The sequence below is a fragment of the uncultured Fibrella sp. genome (assembly GCF_964250085.1).
Lineage (GTDB): Bacteria > Bacteroidota > Bacteroidia > Cytophagales > Spirosomataceae > Fibrella.
Genome location: NZ_CAXUEC010000005.1, coordinates 50,270 through 68,017 on the forward strand (window position 1 = coordinate 50,270; position 17,748 = coordinate 68,017).

Genomic DNA, 17,748 nt, shown 5'->3' on the forward strand with positions numbered 1-17,748 from the left:
GCCACCAACCTGAGTCTGCTCGACGTACCGGCCATGAACCTGCGCGACTATGGCAGCGAGAAGACCGCCCGAATACCCCGAACCGGCTCGCCTTACAACATCGACGGGGGGCTGACCATCGACCGGGGTGATACGTTGACCATTGCCCCCGGCGTGGAGGTGCAGTTCAACGGGGGGGGATTGTATGTGTATGGCACCGTGCTGGCCAAAGGCACTTCCGCCGACTCGGTGCGCTTCACCAGCATCAGCACTACGAACAGCGGCAGCCTGTTCTTTTATGAAGGCAGCAGCAACTCCCAGTGGGAGTATGTCAGTATCAAGCGGCTGTTTTACCCCCTGATCATCTACGACAAGACCCGCCCTCAACTCAGCCGCCTGCGGGTACGCGGTTCGACCTACCTGCCCTCGACCTTCGTCACAGGGGCCACCAACCTGAGTCTGCTCGACGTACCGGCCATGAACCTGCGCGACTATGGCACCCCAAAAGGGGCACGGCTGGCTAAGTTAGGATCACCTTATCAGATAGACGGACTGGCTATCCCCAAAGGCGATACACTGACGATTGCTCCCGGCGTGGAGGTGCAGTTCAACGGCACCCTGTATGTGTATGGCACCCTACTGGCCAAAGGCACGGAAACCGACTCGATCCGGTTCAGTGGCCTGGGAAACACCGTCAATGGCAATGTTTATTTTTACGAGGGCAGTAAGGCATCGCAACTCAGGTACGTGTCGATTCGGCGGTTGTATAACGCTATTTACTCCCGCGAGCCGATCACCCTCAGCAGCGTGTCGATCCGGGAGGCCATATACGGGCTGTACCTGGAGTTGGCCGAAGATGCCCGCATGACCGGGAGCAGTGTCTCCATCAGTCAGTCAACCTACGGGGTGTATGTCCGTAACGGAACACTGGAACTAACCTCATCGGCTATTTATGGTAACTCTTCTAGCGGGGCCACGGTAGGCTCACAGTCGGGGCTGATTGTGGCCTTAACCACCTGGTGGGGCCATGCGTCGGGGCCACAACACCGGACAAAAAATCCGTCGGGACAGGGCAACGTGGTATCTGACCGCGTCATTTTCGATCCGTGGCTTCGTTTTCCGCTCAACCAGAACGTGTTTGCCGGTATCCAGCCCAATCAGGGTGGCAACAACGGCACAGTCACGGCCGTTGTACTGGGGGGTGGTTTTTCGGCGGGAATGAACATGCGTCTTACCCGTGCCGGGCAACCCGATCTGCTGGTGCCCGACTCCCTGTTTCGTTTCATCAATGCCAACCGGATCGAGGTAACGCTACCTATTCGCGGGCGGGCGGCGGGCGTACATTCCGTTGTGCTGACCCGGCCCGATGGCACCACCGTTACCGCCAAAGACGCCTTTGAGGTTATCAGTGGCGGGGTGGCAAAGCCGTATTCCGAGATTGTGGGTTTTACCGCCATACGACCCAGCCGTTGGCAAACCTACGCGCTGCATTATGGCAATCGGGGCAATATCGACGCCAAAGGCGTTCCGATCTGGCTCATGCTGGGCGACACAACCACGAAGGTGGAACTCCTGTTCTCGGTATCACCGCCCAAAGACTACCAGTTTGTAGCAAAAGATACCAGTCGCCGTATCGATTACGCCGACATTCCGCTCGATGTGGTGACGGATTCGCTGCTTGGCAAAAAACAGTGGGGGCGAATCATCCCGTTGTATATGCCCCTCATCCCGGCGGGGCAAACGGGCGTGGCTTACTTTAGAATTCGCACCGAACTGCCTAATGCCGTTAATGTATACACCTACGCCAGCCCGCCTCTTTTTATCAACCCGTTTAAAGAAAGCGCAGCTAAATGCCTGTATGAAACAGCATGGGATGCAACCGAAGCCGATGACATTCTGGAGGATATCGTTGAATCGTTGCCTGTGATTGGCTGCGCTAAATACCTCGTCGACGATTTGTTCAAACCCACCTACGGTGCCTACAATACCCCTATAAAAATTGACCCCAAAGACAATGTATTGGTGCTGCTTGGTAAGACCCCGGAAGCCGATGAGCCACCTAAGAACGGGTATGAATGGGGTAGCCTGATCTGGAAACACGCCAGCGGAATTGCCAGTTGTATTCCAGCCACCGCACTACTGAAACTAGGAGCCACAGCTACTAAAATTGCCGTAAAGCGTGCTGCCACCATTGCGGGAAAAATCGTTAAATGGATTGATCGATACGGGGGTAAAGTTGATGATGCCAAAGAACGAATCGATCAGGGTATTGCCTGCTACGAAGCTTTTAAAGACGGCACCACCCTATTCACACAAATAATTCGTAACGTAACCTCTTTCGACCCCAACGACAAGCTTGGCTTAACGGGCAGTGGCAGTGAACGCTACCTGAGCGAAGCCCGTGATTTTCCTTATCAGATACGCTTCGAAAATCTGGCCACGGCAACGGCGCCAGCCCAGACGGTTGTGGTGATTGACACCCTTGACCGGCAGGTATTCAACCTCCGAACCATCCGGTTGGCTCAGGTGACGGTAGGCACCAGCAGTTTCACCCCGCCTACCAATGCCATTCAGTTTACAGGCTATATCGACCTGCGCACCACCAGAGGAGTGCTTGCCAAGGTGGAAGCTAAAGCAGATACCAGCACAGGTATTATCCGATGGCTGTTTACATCCCTCGACCCCAAAACGCTTGATCTGCCCGCCGACCCGGAAGCTGGCTTTCTGCCCCAGAACAAAAAAGCACCCGAAGGCGAAGGCAGCGTATTTTTCACCGTGGAAGTGAAGCCTAACCTGCCCAACAGCACCAAGATCAGCAACCGGGCGTTGATTTATTTCGACAGCAACAAGCCGATTGTTACGCCCAACTGGGTCAACACCATTGACCGGGATGCCCCCGTCAGTGCGGTTAAACCAATTCCGGCGGCAATGGCCAAACCCGTATACCGGATCCAATGGGGCGGCAACGACCGGCAGTCGGGCATAAAGCAGTATGAAGTTTGGTACGCCGTCAATAAACCGAGTGCCTACAAACGCTGGCTGCTTACGGCCGATAGTACAGCTACGTTTACCGGCCAGGTCGATTCAACCTACTATTTCTACTCCATCGCCATAGATCAGGCCGGAAACCGGGAAGACGTACCCAGCCAATACGATGCGGTCACGTCTGTTATCACAGCAACAGAACCCACTCTTTCCGGTCTGGTTTTTGTTGCCTATCCCAACCCCACCACCGGCATGGTTACGGTTTCTATGACGGGGAGCGATGCCATAGCTTCAACCGTTCAGTTGCTCAACACGGCTGGACAACTGATAAGGGAACAGACATTTACACCAACCAATCAAATTCGGACTCAATTTGATCTTACCGGTTACCCGCCAGGCCTCTATTTGATAACACTCCGGCGAGAAGATAAAGTCTGGACACAGAAGATACTCTTGCGCTAATCAAGTGGCTCACGTTCTTTCTGCTTATTGTCATAAACAGAAAGAACGTGAGTCAATCAATTGTATTTCAACATCTTACATTCAAAATAAAATAAATAAACCAGCACTATGTACCTGGCCGAATTGTTCTATATATGAACAACAACTCAACGATATGTACTGTATTCATTGTGGTAATGAGATTCCTGAAGGCCGGTTGAAAGCCGTTCCCGGCACACGTACCTGCGTACGCTGTTCGTCGGCGCAACGGGTGGCGGGCTTCCCCATGATCACCGGCAAAACCGAATATGCCGCCTTGCAACTGATGTCACAGGCCGACGCACAACGCCTCCACAAAATGGGCGAACGTCGTGGCACCGGAGCCTCAACCTACATGAAACGCGAAAAGCGGACGTAGCCTTCTTACGATTTCGGATTGTGGGCGTCGGCGTCAGGATCAGCTTACTTTGGTGTAGTCAGCCGGTTATCGAGCCAAAATCAACTTTGTTTCAACAGGTTTTGGGCCGTTGGCTGGAAGAATCAGCCCATACATCAGCCAGCAGGTTATACTTTCATGAACGGTTTGCTGATACTAACTGGCAACTCACTCATTCACACGTAAAACGATTCACAACTGGTATGAACAAGACATGGCTCTTTAGTCTGGCTCTTTGCCTGACTCTCTCCGCTGGTGCATTTGCCCAAACAACACCTGCCGAACAAAAAGTAGATAATACGGCTGCCGACGTAGGCAATGCTACGGAAAAAGGTACGCGGGCAACTGGCCGGGCTGCCGTAAAGGCAGGCAAAGCCGTTGGAAAAGCGGGCAAAGCGACGGGTAAAGCCGTTGGCAATGCTGGAAAAGCAACAGGCCGCGCCGTAGGCAATGCCGCCAAAGCCACAGGCCGGGGCGTGAGCAAAGCAGCTAAAAAAACGAAAGAAGTAGTTACCGAAGGCCCTAACCGGTAGGTAGCTAGCGACTACTCATAAAGAGGCCGTTTACAGCACCTGTTCCCATAATGGTGAGCAGGTGCTGTAAACGGCCTCTTTTCTATTGTGTGATAGCCTGTGAATGTTTTATACAAAACAACATTCATATGAGGCTTTCAACGTTTATAAAGACAAAATTAGATAACTGGTCAGACAGTGAGTAGCGTTTTTTTACGCAAAATAATACGCTTCATTTCAGGTACTTACCGGCAAAAGGAAGGGGGAATGTACGCTTGTAGGTTAAGTAGGCTATTCTGACATTTGAGGCCGTTTTGCGCTGTGCAAAGCCAGAAAATGCTCAGTTTATCACACCACTAAAGCGTACAGTTATGACTAAGTCTGAAAAACAGTTGCGGGATGCGCTCGCAAAGATTGCCGAAGTAGCCAGCCAGGCGGTTGGCAGCCCGTCAACAACCGGACCAGTTTCCACCGATGAGCCAACCGATACCTCCGTCGAATTTGATCCGCAGGCGGGGTGTAGTATCAAGCAGTTGCCTGGCCGGTTGCTGGAAAAAGCGGCCAAAACCGCCATCCAGGTCAATCCCGTAAACGCCCCTTTTCTAGGGCTAGCCGCCAACGCGCTGGATGAGAGCATTTTGACGCCCGAATTTCTCACCCTTTTCGTGAGCAAATACTGGGGGCCAACGCCGCGCCGACTGACGGTCAGTTTCATGGAGGCCACACCGACCGACTTAAAAAACCGTATTCTTAGTCATATGAATGCCTGGGCTACCCGGGAATGCATCTCATTCGTATTAACCAACGGAGTTGGCCAGGTACGTATTTCGCGGGGTGCGGGCGGCTACTGGTCATACCTGGGCACCGACATTCTTCAGATTCCGGCCAACCGGCCAACCATGAATTTGCAGGGCTTTTCGATGGCAACGCCCGAATCGGAGTATAAACGCGTTGTTCGGCACGAAACGGGGCACACGCTGGGTTTCCCCCATGAACACATGCGGCAGGAACTGGTGAACCGGATTGACCCGCAGAAAGCCTACGCCTATTTTCTGCGCACCCAGGGCTGGAACAAAAGCATGGTCGATGCGCAGGTATTGACGCCTCTGAATCAGGCATCCATCTTTGGCACCGCCGCCGACCAAACGTCGATCATGTGTTATCAACTACCGGGTTCGATTACCAAAAATGGCCAGCCAATCCTGGGAGGCACAGACATCAACGCAACCGACTACGCGTTTGCGGCCCAGATTTACCCAAAAATTGGCGCTGCACCTGCTTCAGAAATGCCCGTTTCGGCTATGAACGACGAATGGGAACCCGCCGAAGACGTTGGCAATCAGGCGCTGGAAGAAGCGATCCGGTCGACGATCATGCTTCACACGGGTGTAAACACAGCGTCGCCGGAAGCAGAGTTTGATTCGGTAAGCAACTCGCATGGGTAACAGGGACTTTAGTCCGTCTGTTGGTTTATGAACTGTTCGATTCAACAGACGGACTAAAGTCCGTGTTACGGATGAACTCTTCCCGATTACCTTTGCGTTTTCCGAAGTACCCTACCTGAGGTAGGCTCATGCTATCGGTATACACGCGATGCCTAAGATATTACTCCGTTTTCTGCACCTGTTCATGGCCGTGGTCGTGCTGCTTAGCAGCATGGGCTTCGGGCTGGTAGAGCATTCGTGTCAGCTACGGGGTAAGCGCATTTACTCGATCCACGACGAGCGGCCGGGCTGCAAGCTCTGCCAGGTACGTACCCAGTCAACAACAAAAACGCCGACTGTCAATCGAACAGATTGCTGCAAAGACGAGACTCGTTACAACAACGTTGACACAACGTCTTCGCTGAGCCACCAGTTAACCAAATTCATTAAGGTCATTGGCGACCGGTTCAGGGCGGGTGTTGCAGCGGTTTTTGTTGCCTTGCTCAATTGGTCGTTTGGTCAGCAGACCCACCTACCTGTTGCCGACTACGCCTCGCCCCCACCCTTATCGGGGCGTCATTTGCTGGCGTTTGTGCAATCATTCCTGATTTGATCTGATCGATAATTCCGTTACCTGATTCCATCCAGAACCAGGCTTTTCGCGTTTATCTTTCAGCCGAAAATCATGCATAAACTTCTCATCATCAGTTTCCTATGCCTGCCTTTACTGTCGCAGGCTCAACAACTCAGCGGTCGGGTTCAGGCCAGCGAGAAAGGCGCCACCGTGCCGCTACCCGGTGCCTCGGTCTATTGGTCGGGCGGTTTGAAAGCAACCGCTGCCGACTCAGCCGGGCGTTTTTCCATCGACACCACCGGTCGCACTAACCAGCTTGTAATCAGCTACGTGGGTTACCAGCCAGATACGCTCCGCATTACCGATTATGCCGCCGCGCTGACGGTTACTCTGAAGGCAACCCAGCAGCTTCGCGAAGTGGTTGTTACGGCGGGCAATACCCAGATCGACCGGATGAACCCAATTCAGACGGAGGTGCTGACCCAGCGCACCCTGGCCAAAGCCGCCTGCTGCAACCTGTCGGAAAGCTTCGAAACCAACGCCTCGGTCAGTGTTTCGTACGCCGACGCCGTAACGGGTGCCAAACAAATCCAGTTTCTGGGGCTGGGCGGTCAGTACGTGCAAACCAATGTCGAAAACATACCAACGATTCGGGGCCTGGCCACTACGTTTGGCCTGAACTACATTCCAGGTACGTGGATCACCAGCATCGACATTGGTAAAGGCGCAGGCTCGGTGGTCAACGGTTACGAGTCGATGAGCGGGCAGATGAACGTGGAGTTGCAAAAGCCTGAATACCGCGGCGAAACCAAACGGCCCAACATGCTGCTGAATGGGTACGTCAACGCGTTTGGGCGGGTCGAGGGGAACGTCAATTACTCACAGGCGCTGTCTGACAAATGGAGCATCGGCGCACTTGGGCACGTCAGCGCACTCCAGTCGGAGCTTGACCAGAACGGCGACAAATTTCGCGACCTGCCGCTGTATACCCAGTACAACGGCGTGATGCGGGCCAAGTACAGTTCGGAACGGTGGATGTCGCAATTTGGCGTGAAGGCGCTCTCTGAAGACCGCGATGGCGGGCAACTAAGCAGCGTTGGTCAGTACCGGTATGGATTTACCAACCACACCCGGCGCACGGAGGTGTTCAGCAAAACGGCCCGGCTTTTCCCCGATCAGCCGTATCGCGGCCTCGGTCTGATCCTGAACGCGACCTGGCATAACCAGGAATCGACGTTTGGGCTGCGGCCGTATACCGGGAAACAACAGTCGATTTACGGCAACCTGATTTATCAGACTATTATTGGCAACACGAACCATACGGTCAAAACGGGGGTCAGCTACCTGCTCGACGACTACCGCGAACGCTACGTAGCGCAACCCATCGACCGGTTTGAATCGGTGCCCGGTGCCTTTTTCGAATATGCCTATACCTACCCGGAACGCTTCGCCCTGGTGCTGGGCAACCGCCTCGACGCGCATAACCTGTATGGCCTGCAATGGACGCCCCGGTTGCATCTGAAGTACCACATCCACGGCCAGCTTACGTTGCGCGCGTCGGCGGGGCGCGGCTGGCGGGTGCCGAATCAGATTGCCGAGAACTACGGCTACCTGGTTTCGTCGCGTGGGGTATTTCTGAATCAGAACGTACAGCCCGAAATTGCCTGGACCTACACGGCGGGCGTCACCAACGAGTTTTTGCTCTTTGGTAAAAAAGCCACGCTGGTCGTGGATGCCAGCCGGACCAACTTCCAGAATCAGTTGGTGGTTGATGCCGACCAGCCTCGTAGTTTGCTGTTTTATAACCTGTCGGGTACGTCGTTTGCCACCAGTTTTCAGGCCGAACTAACCGTCTCGCCATTCAAACGGGCGGAAGTGAAAGCGGCCTACCGGTTCTTCGATGCAAAGCAAAGTATGGGGGCGCCATTAGGCGAAAGTGTTTTGATGCCGCGCATGATGGTCAGCCGTGACCGGATGCTGCTCAACGCTGCGTATGCCCTGCCCTACGACAAGTGGAAGTTCGACGCAACGCTGCAATGGAACGGCCCCAAACGCCTGCCCGACGCGGATGAGTCGCATACCCACTCGACCTACTCGTCGATGGTCTGGTACTACTCGCCTTCGTTTGTGAATCTTAACGCGCAGATTACCCGCAGTTTCCGAACGTGGCAGGTGTATCTGGGCGGCGAAAACCTGACCAACTACCGGCAACCAACGCCCATCATCGGGGCGGCCGATCCGTTTGGCACAGGCTTCGACGCGGCCGGACAAAACTGGGGGCCGGTTACAGGAGCCATGATCTATGCGGGTTTCCGATTTACGCTTGAGCCATGACCGAACTACATATCAAAGGCATGGTCTGCGACCGCTGTCGACGTACGGTAGCGCGTGACCTGGCGCAGCTTGGGCTGACGGTCGGAGCGGTTGACCTGGGCCGGGTTGAGGTGCTGAACTGGCCCGATGAGGTAAGCCACGAACAGATCAGATCGACCTTACAGGCAGAAGGGTTTGACCTGATCGATGAGCCGAAACGTATTTTGGTTGAACAAATCAAGTCACTGCTGGTCAACGAAGTACATCATGCACATGAGCGGCCCGACCACCAGAATGTATCTGACTTTCTGAGCGAAAAGCTGGGCTACGACTACTCGTATGTGAGTCAATTATTTTCGGCACAGACCGGAACGACCATCGAACGATTTCTGATTGCGCAGAAGATAGAACGGGCAAAAGAATTGTTACAGGATGGGGAGCAGCGCATCGCCGACATTGCCTTTGATCTGGGCTACAGTAGTGTGCCCCATTTCACCAGTCAGTTTCGGACTATCGTGGGCATTACCCCGGCCCAGTTCCGCAAATCGCCCTTGGGGCGGCAGGCGCTGGATACGATCTGAAGAGACCAAAATGATGTAAGTCAGGCCCGGAATTCTGTAAAACTTTTGCCGGGCACCCAGGCTACCTTTGTTTCGTTGATAGACGACATTACCGGTTCCATCAACTAAAGACGACGATAATCATGATTCATACTTATAAACTTGACGGCATGCACTGCGCCTCCTGCGTGGGGCGGGTGCAGGAGGCGCTTCAGGAAGTGGACGGTGTTAAGAAAGTGGCCGTCTCGCTACAACCGCAGGAAGCTGTTGTCAGCATGACCCACCCGATCGATACCGCCATACTTGACCGGGCCGTGAAAAAAGCCGGTGCCTATTCCCTTACCAACGAAGTACAGGTCGTCGACACAATGGGTGGCCACAGCACTGGTCACCACCCTCAGAAGATGGGCGTGATGTCATCACCGGCCTCGCACGCTGTCACCGACGATCTGTCCGAGCCCTCCGTGACGACCTATAAGCCCCTGCTGATCATTCTGGCCTTTATTCTGGGCATTACGGCACTGGTCGAGGTGCGCATGGGAAGCTCTTCTTCGGGTACGTTCATCGGGGCTCCCGTCAACTGGATGCGGGCGATGGGTACGTTCATGTCGGGCTTTTTTCTGGTCTTTTCATTCTTTAAACTACTGGATATCAAAGGGTTCGCCAGTAGCTATCGCATGTACGATATCGTGGCGAAGGCCATTCCCGGCTACGGTTTCGTGTACCCATTTATCGAGTTGGCACTGGGTGCTGCCTATCTGACAGGCTTTCACCCGGTACTAACGAACTGGGCTACCCTCGTTGTCATGAGCATCAGCCTGATTGGTGTGGTGCAAAGCGTGCTCGACAAACGGAAGATTCGCTGTGCCTGTCTGGGCTCCGTGTTCAACCTGCCCATGACCACCGTTACTATCGTCGAAGACAGCCTGATGATCGGCATGGCGGCGGTGATGCTGGCAGCGATGTAAGTCAAAATCAAAGCCGGGTGCAGTATGATTTCCCAGCTTTGGTATTCCTATTTCTTACTCAACAACCTATGAAAATAATACTCTTCACCCTCCTGCTTGCTCTGTCAGTAAGTCTGGCAGTAGCCCAGCATGAGCAGCATACGGGGCACAAAATGACCATGTCCGCTGATACTGTTCGACCCAAAAAAGCGGCCGTTCCCAACGTCGGGACACCAAAAATTCAGATGAACCATAGCGGAATGAACCATGGTACAATGGGGGGCATGGGTCAGGAGGCAATGGCGGGAATGAGTTCTACTAACGATGCAATGGGAAGCATTACGTTTTCACCAATGGGCAGCATGTCGCACGCTTTATCACGTAACCTGCCCATGAACCGGAACGGATCAGGTACGTCCTGGATGCCCGATAAGACCCCGATGTATGCCTACATGGCGCATTCACCGGGCGACGGAAAATGGATGTACATGCTGCATTACAGTGTGTTTTTGCGGCATACCAACCAGAATTTTACCAACTCCGATAAGCGTGGGCGCGAAGCCCGGATCGACGCGCCGAACTGGGCGATGGGTATGGCCCAGCGTACGGTGGGTAAAAAAGGGTTAGTTACGGCCAAACTGATGATGTCGCTCGATCCGCTGACGGTGGGGAACGGAGGGTATCCGTTGCTGTTTCAAACGGGCGAATCGTACCGGGGCGAGCCGCTGGTCGATCGTCAGCACCCGCACGACCTCTTCTCCGAGTTGTCAGTTTCGTATAGTCACGCGTTTACCCGCGATGCCGACGCCTTCGTGTATGTAGGCTACCCCGGCGAACCGGCACTTGGCGCGCCGGCCTTCATGCACCGGATGTCGTCGTTTAACAATCCCGATTCGCCGTTAAGCCATCACTGGATCGACGCAACCCATATTACGTTTGGCGTAGCCACGGCGGGCTTCCGGTACAAGATAGCGAAGATCGAATTCTCGCAGTTTACCGGTCGTGAGCCCGACGAGTTTCGGTATAATTTCGACAAACCCCGCTTCGATAGCTACTCGTATCGCCTCTCGGTGAACCCAACGCCGGGCCTGGCTTTTCAAGTGTCGCAGGGACTGATCAATAGCCCTGAAGCGGTACATCCCAACGAAAATGTGCGCCGCACTACGGCCTCCGTTCTGCACAGTACGTCGTTCGGCGCGGGTGACCGCTACATGACCTCGTCGTTAATTTGGGGCATGAACAGCCATGATGGCGTCAATGAAAATGCGTATCTGGCCGAAACAAGCCTGCAATTGGGTAGGCTGGCTTTGTACGGCCGCTACGAGAACGTCATGAAATCAGTTGAGGAACTAGCTCTTCCGATCGCTGGCGTGGCTAACCCCGAACGAACGCTTGTCAATGTAGACAACCTGACCCTGGGAACCAACTGGCGCTTTATGCATATGGCCAATACCGATCTGGCCGTTGGTACTCAACTAACCGTGAGCCTGCCTGGTCAGGCATTGCGGCCGTTTTATGGCAACACGCCTTTGTCGGGGCAAATTTATCTGCGACTAACGCCTGCTTTGCTGGTTGCCCGCTAAAGGCAAGCGACAGGCATGACTCAACACTAATTTTTCATTGTAAACCAACAATCGCTATGATTACTACGAATCATTCTCACGGCCACGCTGATACCTGTTTCGAGTGTGCCGAAGCCTGCGAACGCTGCGTAACAGCCTGCCTTGAGATGGGCGATCAGGATAGCAAGCATCACGACATGACCGCCTGTATCAAGCTCTGCCGTGACTGCGCCGATATCTGCACCCTTTGTGGTCGCCTTGAAGCCCGGGGTTCGCAGTTTATGCAGCAATACATGCAACTTTGCGCTGATGTGTGCGACGCCTGCGCAACCGAGTGCGACAAACACGCCGATCATCACGCGCATTGCAAAGCCTGCGCCGAAGCCTGCCGCCGGTGCGCCGAGGAATGCCGCAGCATGGCGAACCAGATGTAAGTCATTGTTTGTTAACCTACTACGCTACCAATTAAACGAATTGCCTTTTCAACCGTCTTATAGTAAAAACCACAAATCATGAATCGCAACCTGTTCCTGAGCAGCCTGATGGCGCTAACCCTGAGCGGCACCACGCTGTTGGCCACCGACGATAAAGACAAAGAAGTAAAGATTAAAACATCGGCTATTTGCGAGATGTGCAAAGCCCGCATCGAGCGTAATCTGGCTTTTGAGAAAGGCGTGAAGGAGGCCACACTCGATGTAGACACAAAAGTGGTGACCATCAAATACAACCCGGCCAAAACCGACGTGACGAAGCTAAAAGCCAACATCACCAAAACCGGTTACGACGCCGACGAAGTTGCCGCCGACCCTAAAGGCTACGACAAGCTACCAAGCTGCTGCAAAAAAGGCGGAATGGCGCATCATTAAAAAGTTAAAGGTTCAATGTCTAAAGTTGCTCCACCCGTTCTGAACAGCGGAGCAACTTTAGACATTGAACCTTTAACCTTTAAATCCTTAGTTAACCCTCAACTTCTGCCCGGCGCGGAGGCGCGAGCGGGATGAGATATGATTTTTCTCGGCTAGCCGGCTAACAGACAAACTGTAGCGGCTGGCGATTGATGAAAGGGTCTCACCAGAACGTACCTTGTGCAAGACCGTGCGCTTAAACTTGGGCTTGAACGACAGCTCGGTTGACCGGCTTCCACCCCGCAGGTGATCCCATACGGCGGGCGTCAGCAAAAAATGATCAGAGATGATCGTATTAGCCGGAAAGCTATAAATATTGACGGGCGAGAATGGATTGCCTTCATAGCGCGTCTCGAAGTGCAGGTGTGGCCCTGAACTTCGGCCGGTGCTACCACCCAACCCAATCTGATCACCCGCTTTGATGAGCTGACCGTCGGCAACCAGTTGCTTCGATAAGTGGCCATACAGCGTTTCCAGACCGTTATAATGGCGAACAAGGACGTACCTGCCATAGCCGTTACCGTCCCAGCCAACCACGCGGACGATACCATCAAACGCGGAGTAAACCGGGTTTCCCGTTTCCAGATCCAGGTCGACGCCGGTATGCCAGCGGCCCCAGCGAAAACCAAACTGAGACGTTAATTTACCTTCATCAAGCGGGGCCGACCAGTAATGATTGGCTTTCGGATCGTACAGTTTCAGATCAACCACCTGGTCGAAATCGCGGGGGTCGATATTGTAGGGATCGATGCTGTGGGAATCCCAGACGGCGTAATAATCGGCGATTTTCACCCATTCGTCGCCTACCTGCATCGAGTCGATCACCTCATTGACGGTGATCTCACCCTGATCGATACTACTCGTGTCTTCGCTGACAACCGGGTTTAGTTCCTTCTTCGGCTCAAACTGGCTATTGAATCGGAGTTGCGTATTCTCCTGTTCAAAAACCTCTTCGGTTTTTTGCTTACTAGGCTCCGGCGCGTTGTTCTTTGTCTTCGGCGTGAACTTCGTATCGTTCTTAAAACGTCCCCTTTCCTGCGCCTGTGTGGTTACGGTTGCACACAGACAACTCACGGCTACCAGCCATGTCAATGCTGTTTTTTTCATTCAACGATATAAAATGAAACGAGCAGCAAACGCAGACAACGGGGCTAAAAATGGGGCTGTAGCGGCCGGGTTATCTGCGTTTGCTGCTCGTTTCGTGTATAGAAGGTTAGCTTATAACTGGTTCGCCGACGGCTAGATCGACACCCGCCACGACTCCATTTGCTGACACAGGCTCACCCTGCATCTCCAGGGTAACTAAATACCGTTCGGCGTCCAGTGCGGCCATACAACCCGTGCCAGCCGCCGTAATGGCCTGCCGGTAGATGTTGTCCTGGGCATCGCCACAGGCAAACACGCCGGGTACGTTGGTGCGGGTGCTTCCCTTTTCAGTCAGGATGTAGCCATGATCGTCGAGCGTTACGTAGCCTTTAAAAATGTCGGTGTTGGGTTTATGGCCGATGGCGACAAAGAAGCCGGTCACGTCGATAACGTGTTCCTCACCCGTTTGCGTATTCTTCAGACGTGCCCCGGTTACGCCATTGTCACCCAGAATTTCCAGGGTGTCGGTATGCCACAGAATCTCGATGTTCTCTTTGGCTTTGATGCGCGCCTGCATGAACCGCGAAGCCCGCATTTCGCCCCGACGCACAATCATATATACCTTACGGCACAGGTTCGAGAGGTAACTGGCTTCTTCGGCAGCGGTATCGCCCGCGCCGACAATAGCCACGTCCTGATTCCGGAAAAAGAAGCCATCACAAACGGCACAGGCCGACACGCCATGACCGTTCAGGCGCATTTCAGACGGTAGGCCCAGCCACTTGGCCGAAGCACCAGTCGAGATAATAACACTGTCGGCCGTGATCTCGTGGGTATCATCCACCCAGACGCGATGTGGGCGACCGGGACCGGGATTTTCCGTAAATTCAACTTTGGTAACCAGACCATACCGGACATCGGTGCCAAAACGGCGCGCCTGAGTCTCCAGATCCTGCATCATCTGCGGTCCCTGTACGCCTTCTGGATAACCCGGGAAATTATCAACTTCAGTAGTAATAGTCAGTTGTCCACCTGGTTGACCGCCCTGATACAGTACGGGGTGCAGGTTTGCGCGCGACGCGTAGATGGCGGCGGTATACCCAGCCGGGCCAGAGCCAATTATCAGACAATGAACGTGTTCGGGAGTCATATGAAATGCAGAAGTGTTCCTATAAAAACGGATGGTCGAGCGTACGTTTGCGCTACTTACCGTTAAGTAGAGAACACGTGCAAAGGTCAAAAAAATTCGCTACAAAGCCAAGTCTACAAGTCTACAGGCTGGCTGGATTCAGCAGATCAACTCAGAAAACGACCTTCTCGGCCACCACGGGCTCTCCCCAGAACAAACTGGCCTGTCGGCTAAACTCAGTCGGCGAATCGGTGGTCAGAAAGTGTCGCGTTCCCTGTCGGCTACATTGCTCAGCCAGATCGGGGTGGCGGTTCAGGTAATCGACAAGGCTCTGCGCCACAATTGGTCCCTGACTGATGGGCCGGATCGTGGCGGGCAACGCGGCGCGTAACTTGGGCAACAGCAAGGGGTAATGCGTGCAGGCCAGCAATAGCGTATCGATCTGCGGATCGCGGGCCAGTAGCCGGTCGAGGTGTTGCTTTACAAAATAATCGGCCCCCGGATGGCCCGACTCCCCGTTTTCGATCAGCGGTACCCACATGGGGCAAGCTTCCTGGCTGATGATCAGTTCAGGAAAAAATTTAGCAATTTCAACCAGATACGACTCCGACGTTACGGTGCCGTTCGTCGCCAGTATCCCCACGTGTCCGGTTTGGGTGTATTGCCCAATAGTCTCCGCCGTGGGCCGAATGACGCCCAGCACCCGGCGGGTGGGCAGGGCATCGGGCGTTGCGCCAGGGTATAGAAGAGGCAAATCGAGCTGCTGAATATTACGCAACGCCTTGGCCGACGCCGTATTGCAGGCCAGGATCACCAGCGGGCAACCCTGCTCGAACAGGTACGTTACACACTCCAGCGTGTAGTCGTATACGGTTTCGAACGAGCGGGTACCGTAGGGCGTGCGGGCATTGTCGCCCAGATACAGGTAATCGTAGTCGGGCAGGGCACCGACCAGTTCGCGCAGAACGGTCAGCCCGCCGTAGCCGGAATCGAAAACACCGATGGGTTGGTAGGGAAGTAAAGAGTTCAAAGTTTAACGTTTAACGTCTAAAGTTGCCCTGCTATATTACGACAGCGTACGCAGAGCAACGCAACTTTAGACCTTGAACTTTAGACTCTGAACCCAACAATGCGTTCACAAGAATGGTTTGGCCGGACCGGCAAAGACGGCTTCATTTACCGCGCCTGGATGAAAAACCAGGGGTTTCCGCATCACGAATTCGAGGGCAAACCCGTTATCGGCATTTGCAACACCTGGTCGGAGCTGACGCCCTGCAACGCCCATTTTCGGGAACTGGCCGAGGCCGTCAAGCGCGGCGTTTGGGAAGCAGGCGGCTTTCCGCTCGAATTTCCGGTGATGTCGCTGGGCGAATGCCAGATAAAACCAACGGCCATGCTGTTTCGTAACCTGGCCAGTATGGACGTGGAAGAAAGCATCCGGGGCAACTCCATCGACGGGGTCATTCTGCTCTGTGGCTGCGACAAAACCACGCCTTCGCTGGTCATGGGCGCCTGTTCCGTTGATATTCCGACGATGGTTGTATCGGGCGGCCCTATGCTGGCCGGCCGTTTTCAGGGCCGTAAAATAGGTACGTCAGATTTGTGGCGGTTTGCCGAAGACTACAAGATGGGCAAGATGAGTCAGGCCGAATTTATTGCCGCTGAAGCAAGCATGGCTCGCAGTCAGGGCCACTGCGCGGTGATGGGTACGGCCAGCACAATGGCGGCAATGGTCGAGAGCCTGGGCCTGTCGTTGCCCGACAATGCCACGATTCCTGCCGCCGATTCGCGCCGGAAAGTACTGGCGCACATGAGCGGCGTACGGGCGGTTGAGCTAGTACGCGAAGGGCTGACTCCATCGAAACTGCTGACCCGGAAAGCCTTCGAGAACGCGATCATGATAAACGCGGCACTGGGTGGGTCTACCAACTTCATTCTGCACCTGATGGCCATTGCCGGCCGGCTGGGAGCATCCACTCCGGGTACGTTGGGCGACGACGTTGAGTTGACGCTGGACGATTTCGACCGGTTGTCGGCGCAGATTCCGTTGCTGGCCAACCTGCAACCATCGGGCGAGCATTTCGTGGAAGACCTGTTCTATGCTGGTGGCCTCCCCGCGCTTATTCGTGAGCTACTCCCCCACCTAAATGCCGACGCTCTGACGGTGAACGGAAAAACGCTGGGTGAAAACTGCGCTGAAGCCCGGTGCTACGACCCGGACGTGATTGCAACGCTGGAAAAACCGTTCAAGCCTAACTCCGGTATTGCGGTGCTGCGGGGCAATCTGTGCCCGAATGGGGCGGTCATTAAACCATCAGCGGCCACGCCCGAGTTGATGCAACACACGGGCCGGGCGGTGGTGTTTGAAGACATCGACGATTACAAAAAGCGCATCGACGACCCTGAACTAGCCGCAGGTACGTACCCACTCGATGCCAGTTGTGTGCTGGTTCTCAAGAACGTAGGCCCGCGTGGGTATCCGGGTATGCCTGAGGTGGGCAATATGACACTACCCGCCAAAATTCTGGCACAGGGCGTACACGACATGGTTCGCATCTCGGATGGACGTATGAGCGGCACCGGATTTGGTACTGTCGTGCTGCACGTCTCACCCGAATCAGCAGTAGGCGGGAACCTGGCATTTGTGCAGAATGGCGACCTGATCACCCTCGACGTACCTGGCCGGAGCCTGCACCTGCACGTATCCGATGAGGAACTGGCCCTACGCCTGAGCCATTTCAAACCACTCGACCTGGGGTATACGCGCGGTTACGTCAACATGTTCATTCATCACGTTATGCAGGCCCACGAAGGAGCCGATTTCGATTTCCTGCGCGGCAGTTCAGGCAGTGTGGTGAAACGGGATTCGCATTGATATTTATCCTAAACATTAGC

The 17,748-nt window shown here is 54.3% G+C and carries 15 protein-coding genes; 12 read left to right on the plus strand and 3 right to left on the minus strand.

Annotated features, from left to right (window positions below):
* From ACFE8Q_RS17165 to ACFE8Q_RS17215, 11 genes are all read left to right on the plus strand, one after another.
* A partial coding sequence (locus tag ACFE8Q_RS17165) for a T9SS type A sorting domain-containing protein (protein ID WP_375446649.1) occupies positions 1-3,426 on the plus strand: 3,426 nt, incomplete at its 5' end.
* Between the two features lie 154 nt (positions 3,427-3,580).
* The gene (locus ACFE8Q_RS17170; RefSeq protein WP_375446650.1) at positions 3,581-3,823 is read left to right on the plus strand and encodes a TraR/DksA C4-type zinc finger protein; all 243 of its coding nucleotides are present in this window, start codon (positions 3,581-3,583) and stop codon (positions 3,821-3,823) included.
* Between the two features lie 221 nt (positions 3,824-4,044).
* Positions 4,045-4,374, plus strand: coding sequence for a hypothetical protein (locus ACFE8Q_RS17175; RefSeq protein WP_375446651.1), 330 nt, complete (start codon positions 4,045-4,047; stop codon positions 4,372-4,374).
* A gap of 350 nt (positions 4,375-4,724) precedes the next feature.
* The gene (locus ACFE8Q_RS17180) at positions 4,725-5,798 is read left to right on the plus strand and encodes a M12 family metallopeptidase (RefSeq protein WP_375446652.1); all 1,074 of its coding nucleotides are present in this window, start codon (positions 4,725-4,727) and stop codon (positions 5,796-5,798) included.
* A gap of 148 nt (positions 5,799-5,946) precedes the next feature.
* Complete coding sequence (locus ACFE8Q_RS17185; RefSeq protein WP_375446653.1) at positions 5,947-6,390, plus strand: hypothetical protein; 444 nt, start codon at positions 5,947-5,949, stop codon at positions 6,388-6,390.
* A 72-nt stretch (positions 6,391-6,462) separates the two neighbouring features.
* Positions 6,463-8,685, plus strand: a complete 2,223-nt coding sequence (locus ACFE8Q_RS17190; RefSeq protein ID WP_375446654.1) for a TonB-dependent receptor domain-containing protein — start codon at positions 6,463-6,465, stop codon at positions 8,683-8,685.
* Positions 8,682-9,245, plus strand: coding sequence for a helix-turn-helix domain-containing protein (locus tag ACFE8Q_RS17195; protein ID WP_375446655.1), 564 nt, complete (start codon positions 8,682-8,684; stop codon positions 9,243-9,245). The genes ACFE8Q_RS17190 and ACFE8Q_RS17195 overlap by 4 nt, the downstream gene beginning before the upstream one ends.
* Before the next feature lie 122 nt (positions 9,246-9,367).
* Positions 9,368-10,192 (plus strand): heavy-metal-associated domain-containing protein, encoded by an 825-nt coding sequence (locus ACFE8Q_RS17200; RefSeq protein ID WP_375446656.1) that lies wholly within the window; start codon positions 9,368-9,370, stop codon positions 10,190-10,192.
* A gap of 68 nt (positions 10,193-10,260) precedes the next feature.
* The gene (locus tag ACFE8Q_RS17205) at positions 10,261-11,754 is read left to right on the plus strand and encodes a hypothetical protein (RefSeq protein ID WP_375446657.1); all 1,494 of its coding nucleotides are present in this window, start codon (positions 10,261-10,263) and stop codon (positions 11,752-11,754) included.
* A gap of 56 nt (positions 11,755-11,810) precedes the next feature.
* Complete coding sequence (locus ACFE8Q_RS17210; RefSeq protein ID WP_375446658.1) at positions 11,811-12,167, plus strand: four-helix bundle copper-binding protein; 357 nt, start codon at positions 11,811-11,813, stop codon at positions 12,165-12,167.
* Between the two features lie 78 nt (positions 12,168-12,245).
* A complete protein-coding gene (locus ACFE8Q_RS17215; RefSeq protein WP_375446659.1) occupies positions 12,246-12,599 on the plus strand; it encodes a heavy-metal-associated domain-containing protein in 354 nt (117 codons plus the stop codon).
* Between the two features lie 87 nt (positions 12,600-12,686).
* On the opposite strand, the gene ACFE8Q_RS17220 is transcribed toward ACFE8Q_RS17215, so the two are convergent.
* The 3 genes from ACFE8Q_RS17220 to murI all read right to left on the minus strand — a co-directional run bounded on the left by ACFE8Q_RS17220 (position 12,687) and on the right by murI (position 15,883).
* The gene (locus ACFE8Q_RS17220) at positions 12,687-13,745 is read right to left on the minus strand and encodes a peptidoglycan DD-metalloendopeptidase family protein (protein ID WP_375446660.1); all 1,059 of its coding nucleotides are present in this window, start codon (positions 13,743-13,745) and stop codon (positions 12,687-12,689) included.
* A 106-nt stretch (positions 13,746-13,851) separates the two neighbouring features.
* Positions 13,852-14,874 carry a thioredoxin-disulfide reductase gene (gene trxB / locus ACFE8Q_RS17225; RefSeq protein WP_375446661.1) on the minus strand — a complete coding sequence of 341 codons (1,023 nt, stop codon included), beginning with the start codon at positions 14,872-14,874 and terminating at the stop codon, positions 13,852-13,854.
* Between the two features lie 151 nt (positions 14,875-15,025).
* On the minus strand, positions 15,026-15,883 hold the full coding sequence (gene murI, locus ACFE8Q_RS17230; protein ID WP_375446662.1) for a glutamate racemase: 858 nt from the start codon (positions 15,881-15,883) through the stop codon (positions 15,026-15,028).
* A 99-nt stretch (positions 15,884-15,982) separates the two neighbouring features.
* On the opposite strand from murI, the gene ACFE8Q_RS17235 reads away from it, so the two are divergent.
* Entirely contained in the window at positions 15,983-17,728 is a 1,746-nt protein-coding gene (locus ACFE8Q_RS17235; RefSeq protein WP_375446663.1) for an IlvD/Edd family dehydratase, read from the plus strand.
* Positions 17,729-17,748 lie beyond the last annotated feature (20 nt).